This window comes from Sphaerisporangium aureirubrum (genome assembly GCF_042658925.1).
GTDB lineage: Bacteria > Actinomycetota > Actinomycetes > Streptosporangiales > Streptosporangiaceae > Sphaerisporangium > Sphaerisporangium aureirubrum.
In genome coordinates this window covers 1-21,422 of sequence record NZ_JBHSRF010000072.1, presented here as the reverse complement: position 1 = coordinate 21,422, position 21,422 = coordinate 1, and the positions used below count along the sequence as shown (strand labels likewise).

Annotated in this window: 13 protein-coding genes; 8 read left to right on the top strand and 5 right to left on the bottom strand. The window is 68.6% G+C overall.

Going from position 1 to position 21,422, the window contains the following annotated elements:
- The first annotated feature begins 429 nt into the window (after positions 1 to 429).
- The gene (locus tag ACFP1K_RS32420) at positions 430 to 3,552 is read left to right on the top strand and encodes a glycosyl hydrolase family 95 catalytic domain-containing protein (protein ID WP_380760549.1); all 3,123 of its coding nucleotides are present in this window, start codon (positions 430 to 432) and stop codon (positions 3,550 to 3,552) included.
- 90 nt (positions 3,553 to 3,642) lie between these two features.
- Here the strand turns inward: ACFP1K_RS32420 and ACFP1K_RS32415 are convergent, their stop codons facing one another.
- Positions 3,643 to 5,622 (bottom strand): alpha-L-fucosidase, encoded by a 1,980-nt coding sequence (locus ACFP1K_RS32415; protein WP_380760547.1) that lies wholly within the window; start codon positions 5,620 to 5,622, stop codon positions 3,643 to 3,645.
- 856 nt (positions 5,623 to 6,478) lie between these two features.
- Here ACFP1K_RS32415 and ACFP1K_RS32410 point away from each other — a divergent pair.
- Positions 6,479 to 7,501: a LacI family DNA-binding transcriptional regulator gene (locus tag ACFP1K_RS32410; RefSeq protein ID WP_380760545.1), complete on the top strand. Its 1,023-nt coding sequence runs from the start codon at positions 6,479 to 6,481 to the stop codon at positions 7,499 to 7,501.
- A 475-nt stretch (positions 7,502 to 7,976) separates the two neighbouring features.
- Complete coding sequence (locus ACFP1K_RS32405; RefSeq protein ID WP_380760543.1) at positions 7,977 to 9,815, top strand: family 43 glycosylhydrolase; 1,839 nt, start codon at positions 7,977 to 7,979, stop codon at positions 9,813 to 9,815.
- A gap of 117 nt (positions 9,816 to 9,932) precedes the next feature.
- Here the strand turns inward: ACFP1K_RS32405 and ACFP1K_RS32400 are convergent, their stop codons facing one another.
- Positions 9,933 to 11,582 carry a glycoside hydrolase family 27 protein gene (locus ACFP1K_RS32400; protein ID WP_380760541.1) on the bottom strand — a complete coding sequence of 550 codons (1,650 nt, stop codon included), beginning with the start codon at positions 11,580 to 11,582 and terminating at the stop codon, positions 9,933 to 9,935.
- Between the two features lie 880 nt (positions 11,583 to 12,462).
- Here ACFP1K_RS32400 and ACFP1K_RS32395 point away from each other — a divergent pair.
- Positions 12,463 to 14,061 carry a lectin gene (locus tag ACFP1K_RS32395; RefSeq protein ID WP_380760540.1) on the top strand — a complete coding sequence of 533 codons (1,599 nt, stop codon included), beginning with the start codon at positions 12,463 to 12,465 and terminating at the stop codon, positions 14,059 to 14,061.
- 90 nt (positions 14,062 to 14,151) lie between these two features.
- Here the strand turns inward: ACFP1K_RS32395 and ACFP1K_RS32390 are convergent, their stop codons facing one another.
- Both ACFP1K_RS32390 and ACFP1K_RS32385 read right to left on the bottom strand, forming a co-directional pair.
- Positions 14,152 to 14,907 (bottom strand): FadR/GntR family transcriptional regulator, encoded by a 756-nt coding sequence (locus ACFP1K_RS32390; RefSeq protein WP_380760538.1) that lies wholly within the window; start codon positions 14,905 to 14,907, stop codon positions 14,152 to 14,154.
- A gap of 161 nt (positions 14,908 to 15,068) precedes the next feature.
- Positions 15,069 to 16,094 carry a LacI family DNA-binding transcriptional regulator gene (locus tag ACFP1K_RS32385; protein ID WP_380760536.1) on the bottom strand — a complete coding sequence of 342 codons (1,026 nt, stop codon included), beginning with the start codon at positions 16,092 to 16,094 and terminating at the stop codon, positions 15,069 to 15,071.
- Positions 16,095 to 16,329: 235 nt separating this feature from the next.
- On the opposite strand from ACFP1K_RS32385, the gene ACFP1K_RS32380 reads away from it, so the two are divergent.
- The 4 genes from ACFP1K_RS32380 to ACFP1K_RS32365 are packed head-to-tail and all read left to right on the top strand — an operon-like array spanning position 16,330 to position 21,116.
- The gene (locus ACFP1K_RS32380) at positions 16,330 to 17,553 is read left to right on the top strand and encodes a sugar ABC transporter substrate-binding protein (RefSeq protein WP_380760534.1); all 1,224 of its coding nucleotides are present in this window, start codon (positions 16,330 to 16,332) and stop codon (positions 17,551 to 17,553) included.
- A 19-nt stretch (positions 17,554 to 17,572) separates the two neighbouring features.
- Entirely contained in the window at positions 17,573 to 18,538 is a 966-nt protein-coding gene (locus ACFP1K_RS32375) for a carbohydrate ABC transporter permease (RefSeq protein ID WP_380760532.1), read from the top strand.
- Positions 18,535 to 19,353 carry a carbohydrate ABC transporter permease gene (locus tag ACFP1K_RS32370; protein WP_380760530.1) on the top strand — a complete coding sequence of 273 codons (819 nt, stop codon included), beginning with the start codon at positions 18,535 to 18,537 and terminating at the stop codon, positions 19,351 to 19,353. The genes ACFP1K_RS32375 and ACFP1K_RS32370 overlap by 4 nt, the downstream gene beginning before the upstream one ends.
- A gap of 35 nt (positions 19,354 to 19,388) precedes the next feature.
- The gene (locus tag ACFP1K_RS32365; RefSeq protein WP_380760528.1) at positions 19,389 to 21,116 is read left to right on the top strand and encodes an amylo-alpha-1,6-glucosidase; all 1,728 of its coding nucleotides are present in this window, start codon (positions 19,389 to 19,391) and stop codon (positions 21,114 to 21,116) included.
- Positions 21,117 to 21,210: 94 nt separating this feature from the next.
- Here the strand turns inward: ACFP1K_RS32365 and ACFP1K_RS32360 are convergent.
- Positions 21,211 to 21,422 (bottom strand): ricin-type beta-trefoil lectin domain protein (locus tag ACFP1K_RS32360; RefSeq protein WP_380760526.1); only part of this gene is annotated, 212 nt, incomplete at its 5' end.

The window sequence follows — 21,422 nt, the reverse complement described above, 5'->3', positions numbered from 1 at the left end:
TCTCCATGGTGTGATGCGGCGACATCCCATGTCTGTACTGAAATTTTCAGGTGAGACGCTTCATGCCCTCCTCTTTTCTCCGGTGGAGGAAGCCCCCGGCGTCCGCCGTCCGCACCGAAACTCCTGGTGCGGGCCATATCCCGCGTCATCGAGTCATAGATCCGATGTATTTCTTGATCGATGACCTCTTTAGACCCTTGACACTACGAAACACCCGCTTAACATCGGGTGTCTGAGGCAGAGAGCGGCATAATCACCGCTCAACCCTCATCTGGCAACAGCGCGACGGCGCGCGCCTTGCCTGACTGAAATCTTCATGTCAGGAGGGAACAGTCCCCATGTCCCGACGCCCGTGGCTCCGTGCTCTGGCCATGCCCCTCGCCGAGCTGGAGCCCCGTCCGCACCCCCCCTTCGGGATGGAGAAGGTAGATGTCCGACTTTTCGCGTAGGCAGCTGTTCAGGTTCGGTGCGGCGGGCGCCGGGGCGGCGTTGTTGCCGTTGCAGTGGACGGCGGTGGCGCGGGCCGCGTCGGTGGCGCCGTCGCAGGTGCTGGCGGCCAATGATCTGGCGTTGTGGTACGACGAGAGCGCGGGTACCGATTGGCTGCGTGCGCTTCCGATCGGTAACGGGCGTCTGGGTGCGATGGTGTACGGCAACGTCGATGTGGAGCGGTTGCAGCTCAACGAGGACACCGTCTGGGCCGGTGGGCCCTATGACCAGAGCAACACCCGGGGCGCGGGGGCGCTGGCGCAGATCCGGCAGCTGGTCTTCCAGAACCAGTGGAGTCAGGCGCAGACCCTGGTCGACCAGAACATGCTGGGCAGCCCCGCGGGCCAGCTCGCCTACCAGACCGTCGGCAACCTGCGGCTCACCTTCGGCGCCGGCGGGAGCGGGGTCTCGGAGTACAACCGCATCCTGGACCTGACCACGGCCACCACGGTGACGACGTACCTGCAGAACGGAATCCGGTACCGGCGCGAGACGTTCGCCAGCGCCCCCGACCAGGTCATCGCCATCCGGCTGACCGCCGACCGGGCCGGTTCCATCTCCTTCACCGCCACGTTCGACAGCCCGCAGCGCACCACCCGCACCAGCCCCGACACCACGACCGCGGGCCTGGACGGCATCTCGGGCGACATGGAGGGCAAATCCGGCTCGGTCCGGTTCCTCGCGCTGGCCCGGGCCATCACCGACGGCGGCAACGTCACCAGTTCCGGCGGCACGCTCCAGGTACGCGCCGCCAACAGCGTGACCGTGCTCATCTCCATCGGCTCCAGCTACGTCAACTACCAGAACGTCGGCGGCGACTACGGGGGCATCGCCCGCAACAACCTGAGCGCCGCCGCCGGCAGGTCCTACGACGACCTGCGGTCCCGGCACGTGGCCGACTACCAGCGGCTGTTCGGCCGCACCACCTTGGACCTGGGCCGTACCGCCGCGGCCGACCAGCCGACCGACGTGCGCATCGCCCAGCACAACAGCACCAACGACCCGCAGTTCTCGGTGCTGTTGTTCCAGTTCGGCCGGTACCTGCTGATCTCGTCGTCCCGGCCGGGCACCCAGCCGGCCAACCTGCAGGGCATCTGGAACGACTCGCTGGCCCCGTCGTGGGATTCGAAGTACACCATCAACGCCAACCTGCCGATGAACTACTGGCCGGCCGACACCACCAACCTCGCCGAGTGCTACGACCCGGTGTTCAAGATGATCAGCGACCTGTCGGTCACCGGTGCCCGCACCGCCAGGGTGCAGTACAACGCGGGGGGCTGGGTCACCCACCACAACACCGACGCCTGGCGTGCCTCGTCGGTCGTCGACGGGGCGCTGTGGGGCATGTGGCAGACCGGCGGCGCGTGGCTGGCCACCCTGATCTGGGACCACTACCAGTTCACCGGCGACACCGCGTTCCTCCAGCAGTACTACCCCGCGCTCAAGGGCGCCGCGCAGTTCTTCCTCGACACCCTGGTGAGCGAGCCCAGCCTGGGTTACCTGGTCACCAACCCCTCCAACTCCCCGGAGCTGCCGCACCACTCGGGGGTCAGCGTGTGCGCCGGGCCCACGATGGACAACCAGATCCTGCGCGACCTGTTCAACGCCTGCGCGCAGGCCAGCCAGGTACTCGGCACCGACACCGACTTCCGGTCGCGGGTGCTCGCGGCCCGGGACCGGCTGGCGCCGATGAAGGTCGGCTCACGCGGCAACATCCAGGAATGGCTCTACGACTGGGTGGAGACCGAGCCCAACCACCGGCACATCTCCCATCTGTACGGCCTGCACCCCAGCAACCAGATCACCCGGCGCGGCACCCCCGCCCTGCACACCGCCGCGCGGCGCACCCTGGAACTGCGCGGCGACGACGGCACCGGCTGGTCCCTCGCCTGGAAGATCAACTACTGGGCGCGCATGGAGGAGGGCGCCCGCGCGCACACCCTGATCCGCCTGCTGGTGACCACGGCCCGCCTCGCCCCCAACATGTTCGACCTGCACCCGCCGTTCCAGATCGACGGCAACTTCGGCGCCACCTCCGGCATCGCCGAGATGCTGCTGCAAAGCCACAACGGCGAACTCCACGTCCTCCCCGCCCTCCCCTCGGCCTGGCCCAGCGGCAAGGTTCAAGGTCTGCGGGGCCGCGGCGGCTACACCGTCGACACCACCTGGAGCTCCGCCGGAACCGACCAGATCCTCCTCAAGTTCGACCGCGCCGGGAGCGTCAACGTGCGCAGCCGCATGTTCACCGGCACCTACGAGGTCGTCGACACCACCACCGGGGAGGCCGTCGGCGTCACCAAACCCGAGACCGACGTCATCAGGCTCACCGGCCAAGCCGGCCGCACCTACCGCCTGACCGCCCTGCAACGCAGCAACGCCGTGGCCACCGTCTACGCCGACGCCAACTACTCCGGCGCCAGCGCCGCCCTGGCACCCGGCGACTACACCGCCGCGCAACTCCAGTCCCTCGGCATCGGCCTGCGGGCCATCTCCTCCCTGCGCGTCACCAGCGGATACCAGGTGACCGGCTTCGCCAACGACAACTTCACCGGCACCAGCTGGACCTTCACCGCCGACAACGCCAACCTCGGCAACACCGGCAACAACGACGCCATCGCCTCGCTGAGGGTGACCACCGCGGGCACGCCGGCGGGCTACGTGCGGATCGCCAACGGCACCACCGGCCTGGTGCTGGACAGCGGCGGCAACGTCGCCTCCGGGTCCAACGTCAAGCAGTGGAACTACGACGGCAGCACCAACCTGCAGTGGCAGCTCGTCGACCTCGGCGGCGGCTGGTACCGCATCGTCAACCGCACCAACGGCATGGTCATCGACAGCTTCGGCAACACCGCCAACGGCGCCCCCGCCAGGCAGGCCGCCTGGAGCGGCGGCAACAACCAGCAATGGCGCCTCAACAGCACGGGCAGCAACCGCTACCAGATCATCAACCGCGGCACCGGCACGAGCCTGGACGGCATGGGAAGCGCCACCGCCGGCTCCACCGTGGCCCTGTGGACCCCGAACTCCAGCACCAACAACCAATGGACCATCACGGGCGTGTGACGGCCTCCGGGCCGCCTCACGTGTGACCGGACATCTCCTTCGCCGCGACCGGCCACCGGTCGCGGCGAAGCCGTGTGCGCCCGGCCGGGGTCACACCGCGGCGATGGTCCACTGGAGGTTGGTGCTGGAGTCGGGAGCCCAGAGCTTGACGTTGGAGCCCGCCGTGGTGTTGCCTCCGCTGTCCAGTGCGGTGCCGGTGCCGCGGTTGACGATCTGGTTGCGGCCGTTGCCGAGGTTGTTGAGGCGCCATTGCTGGTTGTTGCCGCCGTTCCAGGCGGCCTGCATGCACAGGGCGCCGTTGGCGGTGTTTCCCCAGCTGTCGGCGACCATGCCGTTGGTGCGGTTGACGATGCGGTACCAGCCGCTGCCGAGGTCGGCGAGCTGCCACTGCAGGTTGGTGCTGCCGTCGTAGTTCCACTGCTTGAGCGCCGACCCGGAGGCGACGTTGCCGCCGCTGTCCAGCACCAGGCCGGTGGCGACGTTGGTGATCCTGACCCATCCGGTGGGGGTGGGGCCCGAGCCGAGAGGTGGGATGGTGCCGGAGAAGGTCAGCTTCACCACGTACGCCGGGGCGCTGAAGGGAGGGTTGGAGGACGGCATGGTGATGTGCAGGCCGGAGCCGTCCTGGGTGCGGGACGGGAGGTTGGTGTACTGGCCGGCCGTGGAGCCCAGCAGCTGCGCCGAGGCCAGCGTGCTCAGGTTGATCCGGTTGGAGCCCAGGCCGGTGATGTGGAAGGTGCCGCCGGGCCAGCCCATCACGGTGGCGTACAGCACCCGGTTGTCCTTGCTGCGGGTGAAGCGGATGTCCTGGTTGGTGCCCGGCCGCGGCGTGACGAAGGAACCGCCGCCCATCTGCGTCGGGCCCTCGCCGAAGGTCGTCCAGGCGCGGGTGGAGTAGATGGACTCGCCGAAGCGGCGCAGGTAGTCGCCGATGCCGAGCAGGATCGACCGTTGCCCCGAGGGGATGGTGCCGTCGGCCATGGGGGCGATGTTGAGCAGCATGTTGCCGTTCTTGCTGACCCTGTCGATGAGTGAGTGCAGCATGGCGTTGAGCGAGTAGTAGCCGATGCCGTTGGTGTAGCACCAGCTGGAGCTGGAGATGCTGTCGTCGGTCAGCCAGTAGGGGGTCTGGATGCCGGCCGGGCCGCCACGCTCGTAGTCGACGACCTCGCCCCTGGTGTTGAAGCCGTCCTTGTAGGTGGCGACGACGTCCTTGTTCCCGGCGACGGCCCGGTTGAAGTAGTACGAGAGGAAGTTCAGCCGGGTGCTCTCGGGGATGCGGCTGAGGTCGAAGTCCTGCCAGATGATGTCGGGCTGGTAGCCGTCGATCACTTCTTTGAGCTTGTCGTACCAGAGCTGGTACTCGGTGGCCGCGTCGAGCTGGCCGTACAGCTTGCGCAGGCTGGTGGTGGACTGGGCCGGCGCCCACTGGTAGAAGCCGGTGAAGTTGAACGCGTGATGCAGGGCCGTCAGCAGTTTGAGGCCCTTGGCGCGGATGGCGTCGGCGTGCAGCCGCAGCAGGTCCAGCCGGGGACCGGTGGCGACCGAGTTCCACTCGTTCACCTGGCTGTTCCACATCGAGTAGCCGTCGTGGTGCTCGGCCACCGGCCCGGCGAACCTTGCCCCGGCGTCGACGAACAGCTGTGCCCACTCCCCGGGGTCGAAGTTGCCGCCGGCGGACTTCAGCCGGGGGGCGAACTGCACGAAGTTACCGGCCCGGTCCCGGGCGCCGTTGATGAAGTTGTGGTACGGCCAGGCCGCCGGCTCGCCGTAGACGCTGCGGTGGTGGTTGTTCTCGCCGGAGCCGTTGTTGTACATGTTGCGCGGGTACCACTCGCTGGCGAAGGCGGGGACGCTGAAGACGCCCCAGTGGTAGTAGATGCCGAACTTCGCGTCCTGGAACCACTCGTGCGCCGGTGGGTGCTGGTCCACCGACGCCCAGGTCGCGCTGTAACTCTGCGGCCCGTCGGTGGCCCACGCGGTACGGACCCCTAGAAGGGCGGCGGCGGCGACACCCCCCGTCCCGGCGAGCAGTGCACGGCGACCGAACCGATATGAGGGCGAGGACATGGGGCGTGCCTTTCGGGGACGAGCGGCGCTCTCTTTCCGGCTCACACGAGGAGAGCTCCACTGTTGAGACATCGGATGTCTTTGTAAATCAGCCCGCACGGCAAGTCCAGACGCCTGCGACAAGCCCGCGAATGTGCCGACTTCCGGAGCGTGGCGACATGGGATGTCTCTGAAAATTTCAGTACACCGGTTCCCTGAGAGGCCGGGGCGTCCGGCGCGCGGAAGAGGCGTGGACACCGGAGAGTTCGAGGACGGGGCACGAAGACCTCGCGTATGCGGAGATGGCCACGGGACGCCTTCTCGGGGCGAGGGGAGCCTCTCTGGGGCTCATCTGAAGCCTCGTTGGGTGGACATTGGATGTCTTTGCCACGTCAGCCCGGGGCCGTACCTCCAGGGCTTCCGGCGAAGCAGGTTAACCGTGCCACGCATTGATCATATCGACATGGGATGTCTGTACGTGGTTCGCGGCGCCGTTCGGTGAAGGCCGCTCTGCGGCACGGGGTGGCGGTCGTCGCACCTGGCCCGTGAGCGTGCCGCGCTGAAACTTTCATGGCTACGACGTGTCCCAGGCGCCGGTACCGCGACGTGTCCGAGGGCCGGATAGGCGGCGGGGCCTGGGGGGTGTTCGCCGAGTGGGGGGCCGAAACTTTCTGGATAGGCTTGACACCTTTCGCCAGGCTTTTCACACTTGGTCCCCGGGACGGTCCTCCTGTCAGGTCGGTGGTGCGCGGGAGAGATCGCCATGTAACGCCCTGGTGGTGCGTGTTCCCTGCCGCCACCCCGGAGGCTCGGCCGGAGTCAACGACGAGACGAACGCCGCCATCAAGCCGGCTATGCCAATAGGAGTTACCGTCACATGCCTCCGCAGTACGCTCCCCCCAGCCGATCCGCGAGCATCCGGGACGTCGCCCGAGCCGCCGGTGCCTCTCCGGCGACCGTCTCCCGTGTCATCGACGACGAGACCCGGGTCGGCGAGGAGGCCCGGGCCAAGGTGTCGCGGGTCACAGCCGGGCTGGGCTTTCGCCCCGACCCGCTGGCCCAGGCGCCGGCCGGTGGCCGGGTGCCGTGGGTCACCGTGCTGACATCGGACATCGCCCCCTACGGCGCGGCCGCCACCCTGCGCGGGATGGAGGCGGAGGCGAGGGCGGCCGGGTTCTCGGTGGTCACGAGCGTGCTGCCGCACGGCTGCGACCAGATGGACCTGGCCATGCGGGTGAACCGGCCCGGAGAGGCCGTCATGGTGATCGCCTTTGACGACGTGGGCGTGCGCGCGCTGCGTGCGCTCCCCAGGGACGTCGCGGTGGCGGCCGTCGTCGAATGCCGTCCGGACGACGAGGATCCCGCCGCGTGGCAGGTTTGTCTCGACGGCCGGACCGCGGCCGCGCACGCGACCCGCCATCTGCTGAGCCTGGGGCACCGGACCGTTCACCACGTGGCCACACCTTCGCCGGGCGGGCGGCAGCGGATCCAGGGATGGCAGGACGCGCTGTCCGCCGCCGGACGGCCCGTGCCCGATTTCGCGTGGGCCGGATCGAGTCTCCGCTCCGGTCATCTCGCCGGACGCTCGCTGATGGAGGACCGTTCCGTGACCGCCGTCCTGTGCGGCGACGACGCCCTCGCGCTCGGCGTCATGCTGGCCGCGCGTGAGTCGGGGCGGAACATCCCCGGCGACCTCAGCGTGGTCGGCTTCGGCGACTCGCCGTCCTCCGCCTACCTCGTCCCCTCCCTCACCACGGTCCGTTTCGATTTCGAAGGGCTCGGCCGTGCCTGCTTCGGCCTGCTGCATCGCGACATGGGGCTGCGGACCTCCGCGGATGTCCACGCCTGGAGCGAGCCGGAGCTCGTCGTCCGGGAGAGCAGCGGCCCCGCGCCGGCTTGACCGCACCACCTCGCGCCGGATGCCGTCCGCCGGATGACCACCATCCGGCGCCCGACTCCCGCGGTTCATCCGGAACCTATTTCAAAGGCCGGAATATCCGGCGGGAAATGAGTCGTATCTAAACGATGGTCTGAGGGCTGTGGCCGGGTGAAAGTTTCAGGTTTGGCGTGCCGTCGCCGTTTCCGCCCACAGGGCTCTGGGGTCCAGCTCAGAAAGGGCGTCGCGGTTTGTGCCCCGGATCCGGGGAGACCGGGGCACTTGACCCTCTGCCGGGCATGGGATTGGCTCCGCGCGTAGCGGCGACGGTGGCCGCCTTGGCGTGACCCGCGGGGAATGTGTGCGGCGCGCCTCCCACAATCGAAGACATTCCTTTTTCGCCGAAGCTCTTATGTGAGCGCTAACAAAGGTCCGTTGAAGGGGCCCGCCAGGTGAACCCTCCTCCGGCCGCCATCTGGGAAAGGTGATCATGAGATTCGTGTCACCGGTATCGGTCAGCCCCGGGTTCAGGCGGGGGGTGGCCTGGGTCGCGGGCCTGATCTGCCTGATGGCTCTGCTGCCGGCCATGCCGGCCAGGGCGGACAATCCGCTGGTTCAGACGATCTACACGGCTGATCCCGCGCCGCTGGTGTACAACGGGCGGGTCTATCTCTACACCGGGCATGACGAGGACGGCTCGACGTACTTCACGATGCGGGACTGGCGGGTGTGGTCGTCGGCGGACATGGTGAACTGGACCGATCACGGTTCGCCGTTGAGCCTTTCCACGTTCAGCTGGGCGAGCGCGGACGCGTGGGCGGGTCAGACGGTGTACCGCAACGGCAAGTTCTACTGGTACGTGCCGGTGAAGGACCGCGCCAGCGGGCAGATGGCGATCGGGGTGGCGGTCTCCAGCAGCCCGACCGGGCCGTTCACCGATGCCATCGGCCGGCCGCTGGTCCGCAACGGTGAGATCGATCCGACGGTGTTCGTCGACGACAACGGGCAGGCTTACCTGTACTGGGGCAACCCCAACCTGTGGTACGTCCGCCTCAACACCGACATGATCTCCTATTCCGGCAGCCCGACGCAGATCGCGCTGACCACCGCGGGGTTCGGTACCCGGACCGGGAACGCCAGCCGGCCGACGTTGTACGAGGAAGGGCCGTGGGTGTTCAAACGCAACGGCCTGTACTACAACGTGTTCGCGGCCAAGTGCTGCTCGGAGTTCATCGGTTACTCCACCGCCACCGGGCCGACGGGACCGTGGACCTATCGCGGGACGGTCATGTCCACCCAGGGCAGTAGTTTCACCAACCATCCCGGCGTCGTCGACTTCCAGGGCGGGTCGTATTTCTTCTATCACAACGGTGCGCTGCCGGGCGGTGGTGGATACACCCGTTCGGCCGCGGTGGAGAAGTTCAGCTACAACACCGACGGCACGATCCCGGCGATCAACATGACCACCACCGGGCCGCCGCAGGTCGGCACGCTGAATCCCTATGTGCGGCAGGAGGCCGAGACCGCCGCCTGGTCGCAGGGGGTGGAGACCGAGACCGCCGGTGAGGGCGGCCGCAACGTCGGCTACATCGACAACGGCGACTACGTCAAGGTCAAGGGCGTCGCGTTCGGCTCCGGCGCGACGGGCTTCACCGCGCGGGTGGCGTCGGCGGCCAGTGGCGGCCGGATCGAACTGCGGCTGGACGGCACCGGCGGCACACTGGTGGGGACGTGCACCGTCGCCGGCACCGGCGGCTGGCAGACCTGGACCACCGTCACCTGCCCGGTGACCGGCGCCACCGGCACCCACGACCTGTTCCTGAGGTTCACCGGCGGCAGCGGCACCCTGTTCAACTTCAACTGGTGGCAGTTCAACGGCGGCGGAACACCCGACCCGACCCCGACGCCAACTCCGACGCCAACTCCGACCCCGACGCCCACCCCGACGCCGACACCAACGCCGACGCCGACGCCGACACCGACGCCGACGCCGACGCCGACGCCGACGCCGACACCAACTCCGACGCCGACCCCGACGGGGAGTGGTGCCTGCAGCGCGACCTACCGCACCGTCAGCACCTGGTCCGGCGGTTTCCAGGGCGAGGTCACGGTGACGGCCGGCGCTTCGGCCATCAACGGCTGGACCGTCAGATGGAGTCTGGCCAACGGCCAGACGATCAGCCAGGTCTGGAACGGCACGCTGACCACCAGCGGTACGACCGCGTCCGTGAGCAACGTCTCCTACAACGGCTCCCTCGCGCCGCGGGCCTCCACGACATGGGGCTTCCTCGCCGGTGGTGCGGCTTCCACACCGTCCCTGACCTGCACCGGTTCGTGATGGTGACGGCACCTTGACCGGTGCCCGTCGCCGGACGGCCCGTCACCGGCCTCAGCGGCGATGTCCGCGAGGCCGGTGACCGGCGTTCATGTCGGTCGTACCGTTCGAGTTGGGAACTCAGGTGCGGGTCCAGCGTTGGTTGGCGCCGCCGTTGCAGGACCATATGGCGAGTTTGGTGCCGTTGGCGGTGGCGTTGTTCGGCACGTCCAGGCACTTGTTCGCGCCGACGGCGGTGATGGAGCCGTCGGAGTTGAACCGCCACTTCTGGTTGTTCTGACCGTTGCAGTCCCAGATGATCACCGCGGCGCCGTTGGCGGTGCCCGCCCCGTTCACGTCCAGGCACTTGCCGCCGTAGACCCGCAGCTCACCGGAGCTGGTCGGTGTCCACTGCTGGTTGGTCTGGCCGTTGCAGTCCCAGATCTGCGCCTGCGCGCCGTTGGTCTGCGTGCCGCCGGTGACGTCCAGGCACTTGCCCGAGCCCGCGCCCCGGATCGCACCCGTGGCGGGGGGCGTGGGCGTCGGCGTCGGGGAGGGAGAGACCGTGCCGGCGGTGACGGTGAGGAGCACCGCTTCCCTGGCGGGCACGGTGGTGGTGTAGCTGCCGCTGTACGTGCCGGCGTCGGTGCCGGTCCACAGGTTCCGCACCGTCCCCGAGCCGCTCAGGCCGAGGTCCGTCCACCGGGCGGTGATGGAGGCGGCGGAGGTGGTCCGGTTGAGCAGGAGCACCGCCCGGCGGTTGGTCCCCGACAGGACCTTGCTGTACACCTGGCGTCCGGTCGAGTCCTCGGCGACCTTCACGCCCTGGCGCCCGAGCTCGTCCTGGTCGACGGCCAGGACCTCGCGGTTGGTCAGGATCGCCCTGGTCTCCGCGCTCATCTCGGTGAGCTTGTTGCCCGCCAGCAACGGTGCCCCCGAGATCGCCCACAGGCCCATGTGCGTGCGGTTCTGCGCGGGGGAGAAGCTCGGCATCCCGACGATGAGCATGTCCGGGTCGTTGTAATGACCGGGGCTCTGGGCGTTCGGATGCTGGGCGGAGTCGAAGTTGGCCAGCACCCGGTCCATGGACGCGCTCTGGCCCCAGTAGATGATGTCACCGCTGGTACGCCACATCGCCGACATGCCCGGTGCCCAGTCCCACGGGCTCGCGACTCCCCAGTTGCACACCGACAGCACCATCGGCCGCCCGGTCTGCGCGGTGGCCCGCCCGATCGCGTCGCTGATCGCCTGGTAGGTCCTGCGCGAGTCCAGGCCCTCGGCCGACCCCCCGCACCAGTCCACCTTGACGAAATCAAAACCCCACCGGGAGAACTGCAGGAAATCCTGGTCGTAATGACCCTCGCTCCCCGAACCCGGGGCCGCGGGACGCCCCGTCGGGTAGTAATACCCGCATCCGTCACGGCCCGCGTCGGTGTAGATGCCCGCCTTCAACCCCTTGCTGTGGATGTAGTCGGCGATCGCCTGCATCCCGCCCGGCCACTCCGCCGTGTCGACGGTGATGTTGCCCGCGGCGTCCCGCGTCCCCTGCCACCAGCCCTCATCGATGTTGACGTACTCGTATCCGGCGTCCTTCATGCCAGAGGACACCAGCGCGTCCACCTGCGCCTTGATCACGTTGTAGTTGATCTGCGCGGCGAAGGTGTTCCAGGACGCCCAGCCCATGGGTGGCTTCGTCACCGCGGCGGCCACGGCGGCCGGGATGGCCACTCTCCCTCCGGTGGCCGCCGCGCCGTCCGCGAGGGCCCATGCCGCCGCCACCGTCAGGATCACCAGTTGCACGGTGAGTGCCAGTCGTCGCCCGTGCCGTCGCCGGACTCCGCCGGCGGGTGAGGGATCCGTGCCCATGCCTGAGCCTCCACTGCTGTGTCGATTGGGGGGACCGCGAGGAAGTGCTCCGCGGGACGGCGCGCACCGGTCGAGGCCGTGCACGGCGAAATGTGCGACCGGCTTCACCGAAGGTTCCTGCCCGCTCACCACCGAATCCGGCAGGAGGCCGCTTGGGGACTCAGTGTGGAAATCAGTACGAAACATGTCAAGGCCGCGCCACCGGAGCTCTGGCCGGGACGGCGAGGCGTGCGGGCGTGAGTGACAGGGGTGACGAGGCTGGTCGCACGGATTCGAGAGGCAGGCCGGGTGCCAGGGAGATCCGTCGTTCTCGCTGAACGTTTCATCACCGGGCCGATCGGCGACGGTGCGATTGTGTACTCATCCGAGCAGATGGGAGACCCCTTACGGCGGGGAGGCCGGCGGGGGAGGGGGTGGGCGAAACCTTGACATCCCACGGCCGTGTCGTATTTGCTCCGCGCACCACCACCTCCCCTGCGACGAGAGGAGCAGCCATCCAAGGAACTGATTGTTAGCGCTAACAATAAATTAGTGATCTGCTGTGATATCGGATCGGACCGGCCTGACCCCGGTCCGGCCCGTCCGCACGCAAAGCTTCAGAGTGGTATCCCATGCCCAGCTTGTTAGCGCTAATCAATAGCGACGGCGAGTCGAGTACGCCCATGAGCACCTGGCGACGACGGCCGGCCGTCATGCCGGTGAGCCCTGCCCCGGCGGCGGCCCGGGACCGCCGCGAGCGCGATGTCCGATGGCGGGGGCTCCCGTCATGCCGCGGTTCGTCCTTCCTTGACTTGAGAGGAGTCGAATGAACAAGATCCTTCGATGGGTGCTGGCGGCGACGCTGGCGGCGGGGTCTCTGGTCGCGCTGGGTGGCGCGACGTCGCCGGCCACCGCCCTGGAGAACGGCCTGGCTCGCACCCCCCAGATGGGCTGGAACGACTGGAACAGCTTCTTCTGCAACGTCAACGAAGGCTTGATCCGGCAGACCGCGGACGTCATGGTGTCCAGCGGCATGGCGGCGGCGGGCTACAAGTACGTCAACATCGACGACTGCTGGTCCACCATGAGCCGCAACGGCAGCGGAGATCTGGTCGCGGACCCCGCGAAGTTCCCCAGCGGTATGAAAGCCCTGGCCGACTATGTCCACGGCAAAGGGCTGAAGCTCGGCATCTACTCCTCGGCGGGCACGACGACGTGCGCGGGGTACCCGGCCAGCCTTGGCAACGAGCGGCGGGACGCCGCTCTGTGGGCGTCCTGGGGGATCGACTATCTGAAGTACGACAACTGCGGCGACCACCAGGGCAGGAACGGGCAGCAGCGGTACACCGCCATGCGCGACGCGCTGGCCGCCACCGGCCGTCAGATCCTGTTCAGCCTGTGCAACTGGGGCCAGGAGAGCGTGTGGACCTGGGGTATGCCGGTGGGCAACTCCTGGCGCACGACGGGCGACATCGCCGCCAACTGGAACTCGATCACCGGCATCCTGGACCAGCAGGTCGGCCTGGAGGGGTACTCGGGGCCGGGCGGCTGGAACGACCCCGACATGCTGGAGGTCGGCGTCGGCTCGCTGACGGGGACCGAGGGCCGGGCGCACTTCAGCCTCTGGTCGTTGCTGAACGCCCCGCTCATCGCGGGCAACGACATCCGCTCGATGAGCGCCGAGACCCGCACGACCCTCACCAACACCGAGGTCATCGCGGTCAACCAGGACTGGGGCGGCCGGCAGGGCCACAAGATCAGCGACAACGGGAACCTGGAGGTGTGGCGCAAGCCCATGTCCAACGGCTCGGTCGCGGTCGTGCTGCTCAACCGGGGCACCGGCACCGCGACCGTCTCCACCACCGCCTCCGCTCTCGGTCTCGGCTCCGCGTCCTCCTACTCCGTGCGCGACCTGTGGGCCCACACCACCGGCACCTCCTCCGCGACGATCAGCGCGTCGGTCCCGGGGCACGGAGCCGCCATGTACATCGTGAGCGGCGGCGGCACTCCCTCCCCGACGCCGACGCCCACGGCCCCCGCCACGGGCGGGATCCGGGGCGCGGGCTCGGGCAAGTGCCTGGACGTCACCGGCGGCACGCAGACCAACGGCGCGCAGGCGCAGATCTGGGACTGCAACGGCCAGACCAACCAGCAGTGGACACCGACCAGCTCCGGTGAGCTGCGGGTCTACGGCAACAAGTGCCTGGACGTGTACAACCAGGGCACCGCCGACAACACCTCGGTGATCATCTGGGACTGCAACGGCCAGAACAACCAGAAGTGGCGGTTCAACTCCGACGGCTCCATCACCGCCGTCGGCGCGAACAAGTGCCTGGACGTGCCCGGCAACGCCACTGCCAACGGCACCAAACTCGTCATCTGGTCCTGCAACGGCGGCGCCAACCAGCGCTGGACCCGCACCTGACGAGCACCCACCTTCACGGTCGGGGCGTGAAGGTGGGTGGCCCCCGGCGCTCTCGTCACCTGGCGGGAGCGCCGGACCCGGCGCCTTGGTTCAGGCGGTCAGGTCGGTCGGAGGGGAGAAGATGCGTTGCTGGATCTCCCGGCGGTAGTCGTCCAGGGTGTTGTCGATGTGCATGGCCGCGGCCTGGGCGGCCGCCTCCGGGTCGCCGGCGCGAATGGCCTGGTGGATGGCCTCGTGCTCCTCGACGGCCTTGGCCGCGTGGCCGCCCACGGAGCCCCGCAGTCCGATGAAGCTGGACTGGGCCTGCAACCGGCGGGCCTCCCGCACCGCTATCTGGAGGAACATGTTGTGCGAGGCAGTGGCGATGTTGGTGTGGAAGGCGTCGTCGCCTTCGTTGAAGATGTCCTCGCGGCCGGTGTCGAATCCGAGGCGGCACCGGACGGCCGCCTTCTCGATGGCGCCGAGTTCCGCCGGGGTCGCGTGCAGGGCGGCCAACCGGCTGGTCTCCATCTCCTGTACCCGCCTGAACTCGAAGAGCATGTAGACGTGATCCAGGTCGGTGGGGAGAAAGAAGGACGCCCAGCGTCCCGTGCCGAGCATCCCTTCGTCGTCGGCCACATAGAGACCGCGACCCTTCTGCGCCCGTACCCTGCCGAGCGCGGAGAGAATCTTCACCGCCTCGCGCACCACGGTGCGACTGGTGCCGAGGCGCTGGGCCAATTCGTTCTCGGTGGGCAGGCGGTCGCCTGGATTCAGCCTTAACCGAACGATCAATTCCAGCACTTGCTCGGCGGCCACCTCATAACCCGGGCGGTATCCGCCCCCGGCGTGCGGGGTTTCGCTCATGGCGCCCCTCCCTCCCTGGTTCTGCAAGGGTACGACTTATTTGACCACCCTCAGTCCAGCGGAATAGACCGGCCTCCGCGACAAAGAGCCGTTAGGCGGCCTAGGTAAACGAGGTCGAGAGATCGATTCCGCGCACGGCGCGGTGTGCTCGGTGTTCCGTTTCAGGAGACAGGGTCACGGGGGCGCGCGGGCCCGGTCGTCCCGCGCAGCGAGATGGCCGGGGCGAGGAGGAGGTTGAGGTGCGGGGTGGCGGGGTCGGCGATGCGCTGGATGAGCAGCTCGACGGCGCGGGCGCCGAGTTCGTCGGCGGGTACGTCGGCGGCGGTGAGCGGCGGGTGCAGGTTCTCGGCCCAGTGCTGGGCGGCGACGCCGGCGACGGAGAAGTCCCGGGGCACGGCCAGGCCCGCCTGTTCGAGCGCGCGGTACATGCCGGGCATGGCCGCCTCGTTTATGGTGGCGATGGCGGTCAGGCCAGGGTGCTCACCGAGAAGTGCCTCGACGCAGGCCACCCCGGACTGAGCGTCGTCGGCGCAGCATTTCTGCACGCTGTCCAGCCCGCGCTCCGCGACGGCGCGCGCGAAACCGGTCTGGGCCCGGTGACCGGGGCCGTACCCCGCGGCCACCAGCTCGGCGGAGCGATTGACCAGGGCGATGCGGCGATGGCCGAGGTCCGCCAGGTGGTGCACGCACCTGGAGATCAGCGTCTCGTAGTCGATGTCCACCCAGGACATCTCCTCCGGGCGGTTGGTGCGGCCGATGCCGACGAACGGCAGTCCGGTCTGCCGCAGGCGGGTGACGCGGTCGTCCTCCAGCCGGATCTCCATCAGGACGACGCCGTCCACGCGTTTGCCGCCGACCATGCGCTCGAACGAGCGGTCGTGCTCGCCGCCTGACGGCGACAGCAGGACGTCCAGGTCGGCGCGGCCGGCGGCGTCGACGACGCTGGCCACGAAACCGAGCTGCATGTCGGTCAGGCGCCGGCCGGCCGGCGGGATCACCAGGCCGATGGTGCGGGTCCTGCCCTCCTTGAGGGCCCTGGCCGTGGCGTTGGGGCGGTAGCCGAGTTCGTCGATGACCGCCTGGATGCGCTGCTGGGTCACCTTCGACACCCGGCGCTTGCCACTCAAAGCATAGGAAACCGTGCTGCGCGACACGCCCGACCGCCGGGCGATCTCCCCGATGTTCACCTGGCGCTCCTCGTCTGGTCCTACCGACACGCGCCATCGTAAGTCGAATCGATCGTATTCCGGAACCGGTGCCTGGCTCCGGCGTGTTCTCATCGACCCCATTGACTAGTGGTGAGAGCGGGCCTATCTTCAGTCGAACCGATTCGACATCGGGGGATAAACAGCCGCGTCATGCGCAGCGGAGGTCACGAACATGGGATCAGCGGCAACTAACCGGCGTGCTGCCGGCCTGAGTTTGGCGGTCCTGACCGCCCTGGGAGGTCTGGCCGCGTGCTCATCGTCCGGCGAGGCGCCGGCGAACACGAGCCAAGCCGCTGGTGGCGGGAAATACACCATCTGGGACCCGTATCCCCAGTACGACGGCGCCTCCGCGTGGGTCAAGCTGCTCCAGGCGTGCGGCAGCCAGGCGGGCGTCACGGTCGAGCGCACCGCGTACGACACCAGCGACCTGACGAACAAGGCGCTGCTGGCGGCGCAGCAGGGCAACGCGCCCGACGTGCTCATCGTCGACAACCCGGTGGTGTCCACCCTGGCGGAGGCGGGAGTTCTCACCACGACGCAGGAGAACAAGCTCGACACCTCGGCCATCGCGCCGAACCTGCTGGCCGCCGGGCAGAGCGGGGGCAAGGCGTACGGTGTCCCGATCGGCGCCAACACCCTGGCCCTCTACTACAACAAGGAAGTACTCAAGAAGGCCGGTGTGGACATCGCGTCGGTCAAGGACTGGACATCGTTGACCGAGGCCCTGCGGAAGGTGAAGGCGTCCGGCGGTAAGGGCATCACGTTCTCCGCGATCGGCACGGAGGAGGGCAGCTTCCAGTTCCTGCCCTGGTTCTGGGGCTCCGGCGCCCAGCTGACCAAGCTCGACTCCCCAGAGGGGGTCGCGGCGGTGACGCTGTGGACGGACTGGCTGAAGAAGGGGTACGCCCCCAACTCGGTCATCAACAACACCCAGACCACGAGCTGGCAGGAGTTCGCCACCGGCGACTACGCCTTCGCCGAGAACGGCACCTGGCAGCTGGCCAACGCCGCGAAGGCCGGCTTCGGCTACGGCATCATCCCGATCCCCGGCAAGGACGGCGGGACGGCGCCGGCGCCGACGGGCGGCGAGTTCGTCGGCATTCCCGTGCAGAAGGACACCGCCCGCTACGCGACCTCGCAGAAGCTGGTCGCCTGCCTGACCAACACCGGCAACTCGCTCGCCACGACGACCACCCTGTCGTACGTCGCCCCCACCGAGCAGGTGCAGTCCGAGCAGGTGGCGCAGAACCCCGATCTGAAGGTGTGGGTCGAGGCGGTGAAGGCCGCCAAGGGCCGGACCAGCGACGACCTCGGCACCAAGTATCCGAAGATCTCCGAGCCGATGTGGGGCGCGGTACAGGCGGCGCTGAGCGGGTCGGCGAACCCGCAGCAGGCGATGACCGACGCGCAGACCGCGGCGGCCAGTGCCACCCAATAGGCACTCGGACGACACGGGCATGAATCGAGTCACACAGGCGCAGGCCCCTCCCGCCGCCAGGCCGGTCCCGGCGGCGGGAGGGGGCCGCCGGGCGGTACCGCGCCCCCGGTCCGCCCAGTGGGCGGCATGGGCCTTCCTGGCCCCGGTCGCCGGGTACCTGCTGTTGTTCTACGCCTACCCGCTCTACCGCAACGTCGAGCTCAGCCTGCGCGACTACACGGTGCGCTCGTTCGTCCAGGGTGACGCGCCGTTCATCGGGTTCGCCAACTACGCCAAGATCCTCGGCGACCCGGCGTTCGGGCCCGCGCTGTGGCACACGGTGGTGTTCACCCTGGTGTCACTGGCCTTCCAGTTCACCATCGGTCTCGCCCTGGCCATGTTCTTCCTCAAGAACTTCCGGCTGTCGGCCACGTTGCGCGCGCTGTTCCTGGTGCCGTGGCTGCTTCCGCTGATCGTGTCGTCCTCCACCTGGTCGTGGATGCTCAACAGCGACTCCGGCATCGTCAACGCCTTCCTCTCCGTGTTCGGCGCCGGCCCCGTGCACTGGCTGACCTCGCCGGACTGGTCGCTGTGGTCGGTGATCATCGCCAACATCTGGATCGGCATCCCGTTCAACCTGGTGGTGCTCTACTCCGGTCTCCAGGCCATCGACCCGGTCATCTACGAGGCGGCGGAGCTGGACGGCGCCAACGGCCGGCAGCGGTTCTGGAAGGTGACCTTCCCGCTGCTCCGCCCGGTGTCCGCGGTCACGCTGCTGCTCGGCCTGGTCTACACGCTGAAGGTCTTCGACATCATCTGGATCATGACAAGGGGCGGGCCCAGCGGTTCCTCCACGACGTTCGCCACCTGGTCGTACCGGCTGGGCTTCGGCAACCTGCTGCCGGCGTTCGGGCCCGGCGCGGCGGTCGGCAACCTGCTGATCGTCATGGCTCTGGTCTTCGGGTTGATCTACATCCGCGCGCAGCGAAGGCAGACCTTCTCATGAACACCTCACGCAGCTGGTGGAAGACCGTGATCGGGCTGGTGCTCACCGGCGTGATGCTGTTCCCGGTCTACTGGATGGTCAACGTGTCCTTCACCCGCGACCAGGACATGCGCAGGAGCCCACCCTCGTTGTTCCCGGTGAACGGCACCCTGGAGGGATACCGCGCGGTTCTCGACCAGCAGTCGCCCTACCTGGGCATCAGTGTGGTCGTGGGCCTGGGCACGGTGGCCCTGACCTTGCTGGTCGCGGCGCCCGCCGCGTACTCGCTGGCGAAGCTGAGACCGCGCGGCGGCGGGGTGCTGGGCTTCGTCCTGCTGATCGCGCAGATGATCCCCGGGATCATCATGGCGATGGGCTTCTACGCCATCTTCCTCAACGTCGGCGTGCTCAACACGATCCCCGGACTGATCGTCGCCGACTCCACACTGGCGGTGCCGTTCGCGGTACTGATCCTCACCGCGTTCATGTCCGGGATCCCCGACGAGCTGACACAGGCCGCGCGGGTGGACGGCGCCGGAACCGTGCGGACGTTCTGGTCCGTCGTCCTGCCGGTCAGCAGGAACTCCATCATCACGGTGTCGCTGTTCGCGTTCCTGTGGGCTTGGTCGGACTTCGTCTTCGCCAGCACGCTCGACGGCGGAGGCCGTCTCCAGCCGATCACTCTAGGCATCTACCACTACATCGGTAACAACAACCAGCAGTGGAACGCCGTCATGGCCACCGCCGTGGTCGCCTCCATCCCCACCGCCGTCCTGCTCGTCATCGCCCAGCGTTACGTCGCCGCCGGTGTCACCGCGGGAGCGGTGAAGAGCTGAGCGGTTCGCCCCACGACAGAAGGGACTCTCACTTCATGACCGTCGCCGCAGGCCCGGTTTTCGCCTCGCAGGAGATCCCGTTCAGCTACCGCGGATCCTGGTTCGACTTCTCCCCGGTGATCGCGGAGAAGACCTACGTGGAGGACGTCCATCTGGTCTCGCACCAGACCGGGATGCATCCGATCCTGCGGCTGATTCCCACCGTGGCGGACGTGCGCGCCGAGGCGGACGTCATCGCCACCCCGCACCGGCTCACCTGGAGCTGTGATGCCGGCCGGATCGACCTCGCGTACGAGAACCCGGACACCGTGCGCGTGCGCGGTCAGGGCCTCGGCCTGCGCCTGCTGGCGGCCGACGCGGTGCTGACCCCGTTCCGCGGCCCGTACTTCTACCAGGACCCCGGCGACGGCGCGTGGGTCTTCACCGTGTACCAGACGGGGCGGCGCTACCGTGTCACGCTCCTCGCGGGGCGGGTCGCCGAGCAACTCGGTACGGAGGTGCTCGGCACGGCCGAGCGCGGCATCGTGCTGCCCGGCGACGGCGAACCGTGGGAGATCGCGGTCGAGGAGTACGAGACCGCCCGCGCGCCCTACCGGAGCGGGAACGGCTTCGAGCAGGTGGTCACGGCCGCGCGGTCGGAGTTCGAGACGTTCCGCGACGCGGTGGCGCCGTGGCGCGGCGACCGGACGCCCGCCGCCGAGCTGGCCGCCTACGTACTCTGGTCGGCCACGGTCCGGCCCGCGGGGTTCGTCACCCGCCCCGCGGTGCTGATGTCGAAGCACTGGATGGACAAGGTGTGGAGCTGGGACCACTGCTTCAACGCCATCGCTCTGGCCGAGGGACTGCCGGCCCTGGCGTGGGACCAGTACTGGCTGGTGTTCGACCATCAGGACGCCGCCGGCGCGCTGCCGGACTCCATCACGCACTCCGAGATCCTGTACAACTTCGTCAAGCCGCCCATCCACGGCTGGGCCCTGCGGCATCTGGACCCGTCGCGCGAACACGGGTCGGCCGAGGTCTACGGCCTGCTGGAGCGGTGGACGTCCTTCTGGCTGACCCGCCGGCGCGTGCCCGGTCACGAGCTCGCCCACTATCAGCACGGCAACGACAGCGGCTGGGACAACGCCACCACCTTCGATCCCGAGCGCGTCGTCGAGACCGCCGACCTGGCGGCCTTCCTCATCCTCCAGATGCGCGAGCTCGCCCGTCTGGCCGACGACCTCGGCCGGCCCGAGGACTCGGCCCACTGGTCGCAGGCGGCCGGCCGCATGCGCGACGCCCTGCTCACCGAGCTGTGGACCGGGGAGAGGTTCGTCGCCCGGGGCGCGCGTTCGGGACGCACCTGGTCCAGTTCCAGCCTGCTCGACCTGATGCCGATCGTGCTGGGGGAGGAACTGCCGGAAGCCGTCCGGGCGTCGCTGGCCGGCGGCATCGAGAGGCACCTGACGGAGTTCGGGCTCGCCACGGAGCTGACCACGTCCCCGCATTATCGGGACGACGGGTACTGGCGGGGGCCCATCTGGGCGCCCTCCACCGTCCTGATCGAGGACGGCCTCCGCCGGGCCGGCTACACGGAACTCGCCGACGAGATCAGCACCCGCTTCCGCGCCCTGTGCGAGCGGTCGGGGTTCGCGGAGAACTTCGACGCCCGCAGTGGCGCCGGCCTCCGGGACCGCGCCTACACCTGGACGGCCAGCGCGTATCTCATTCTCGCCGCCGCCCACGAGCGCCGGGAGGCCAGGGTGACAGCGCTCTCCCCGTGAGGGCGACAACGGCCCGCCCATGATCGAATCGATTCGCGTACGAGAGGCCCGGCGGCGAGAACGATCTCGCCGCCGGGCCTCTCGCTGCCCTGGGTCAGCTGCGCAGGCTCCATTGCTGGTTGGCCTGGCCGTTGCAGGACCAGAGGATGAGCTTGGTGCCGTTGGCCGTGCCGGCGGCGTTGGCGTCCAGGCATCGTCCGGACTGCACGCCGGTGATGGTGCCGTTGGAGTTGACGTTCCATTGCTGGTTGGTTCCGCCGTTGCAGTCCCAGATGATCACCTGGGTGCCGTTGGCGGTGCCCTGGC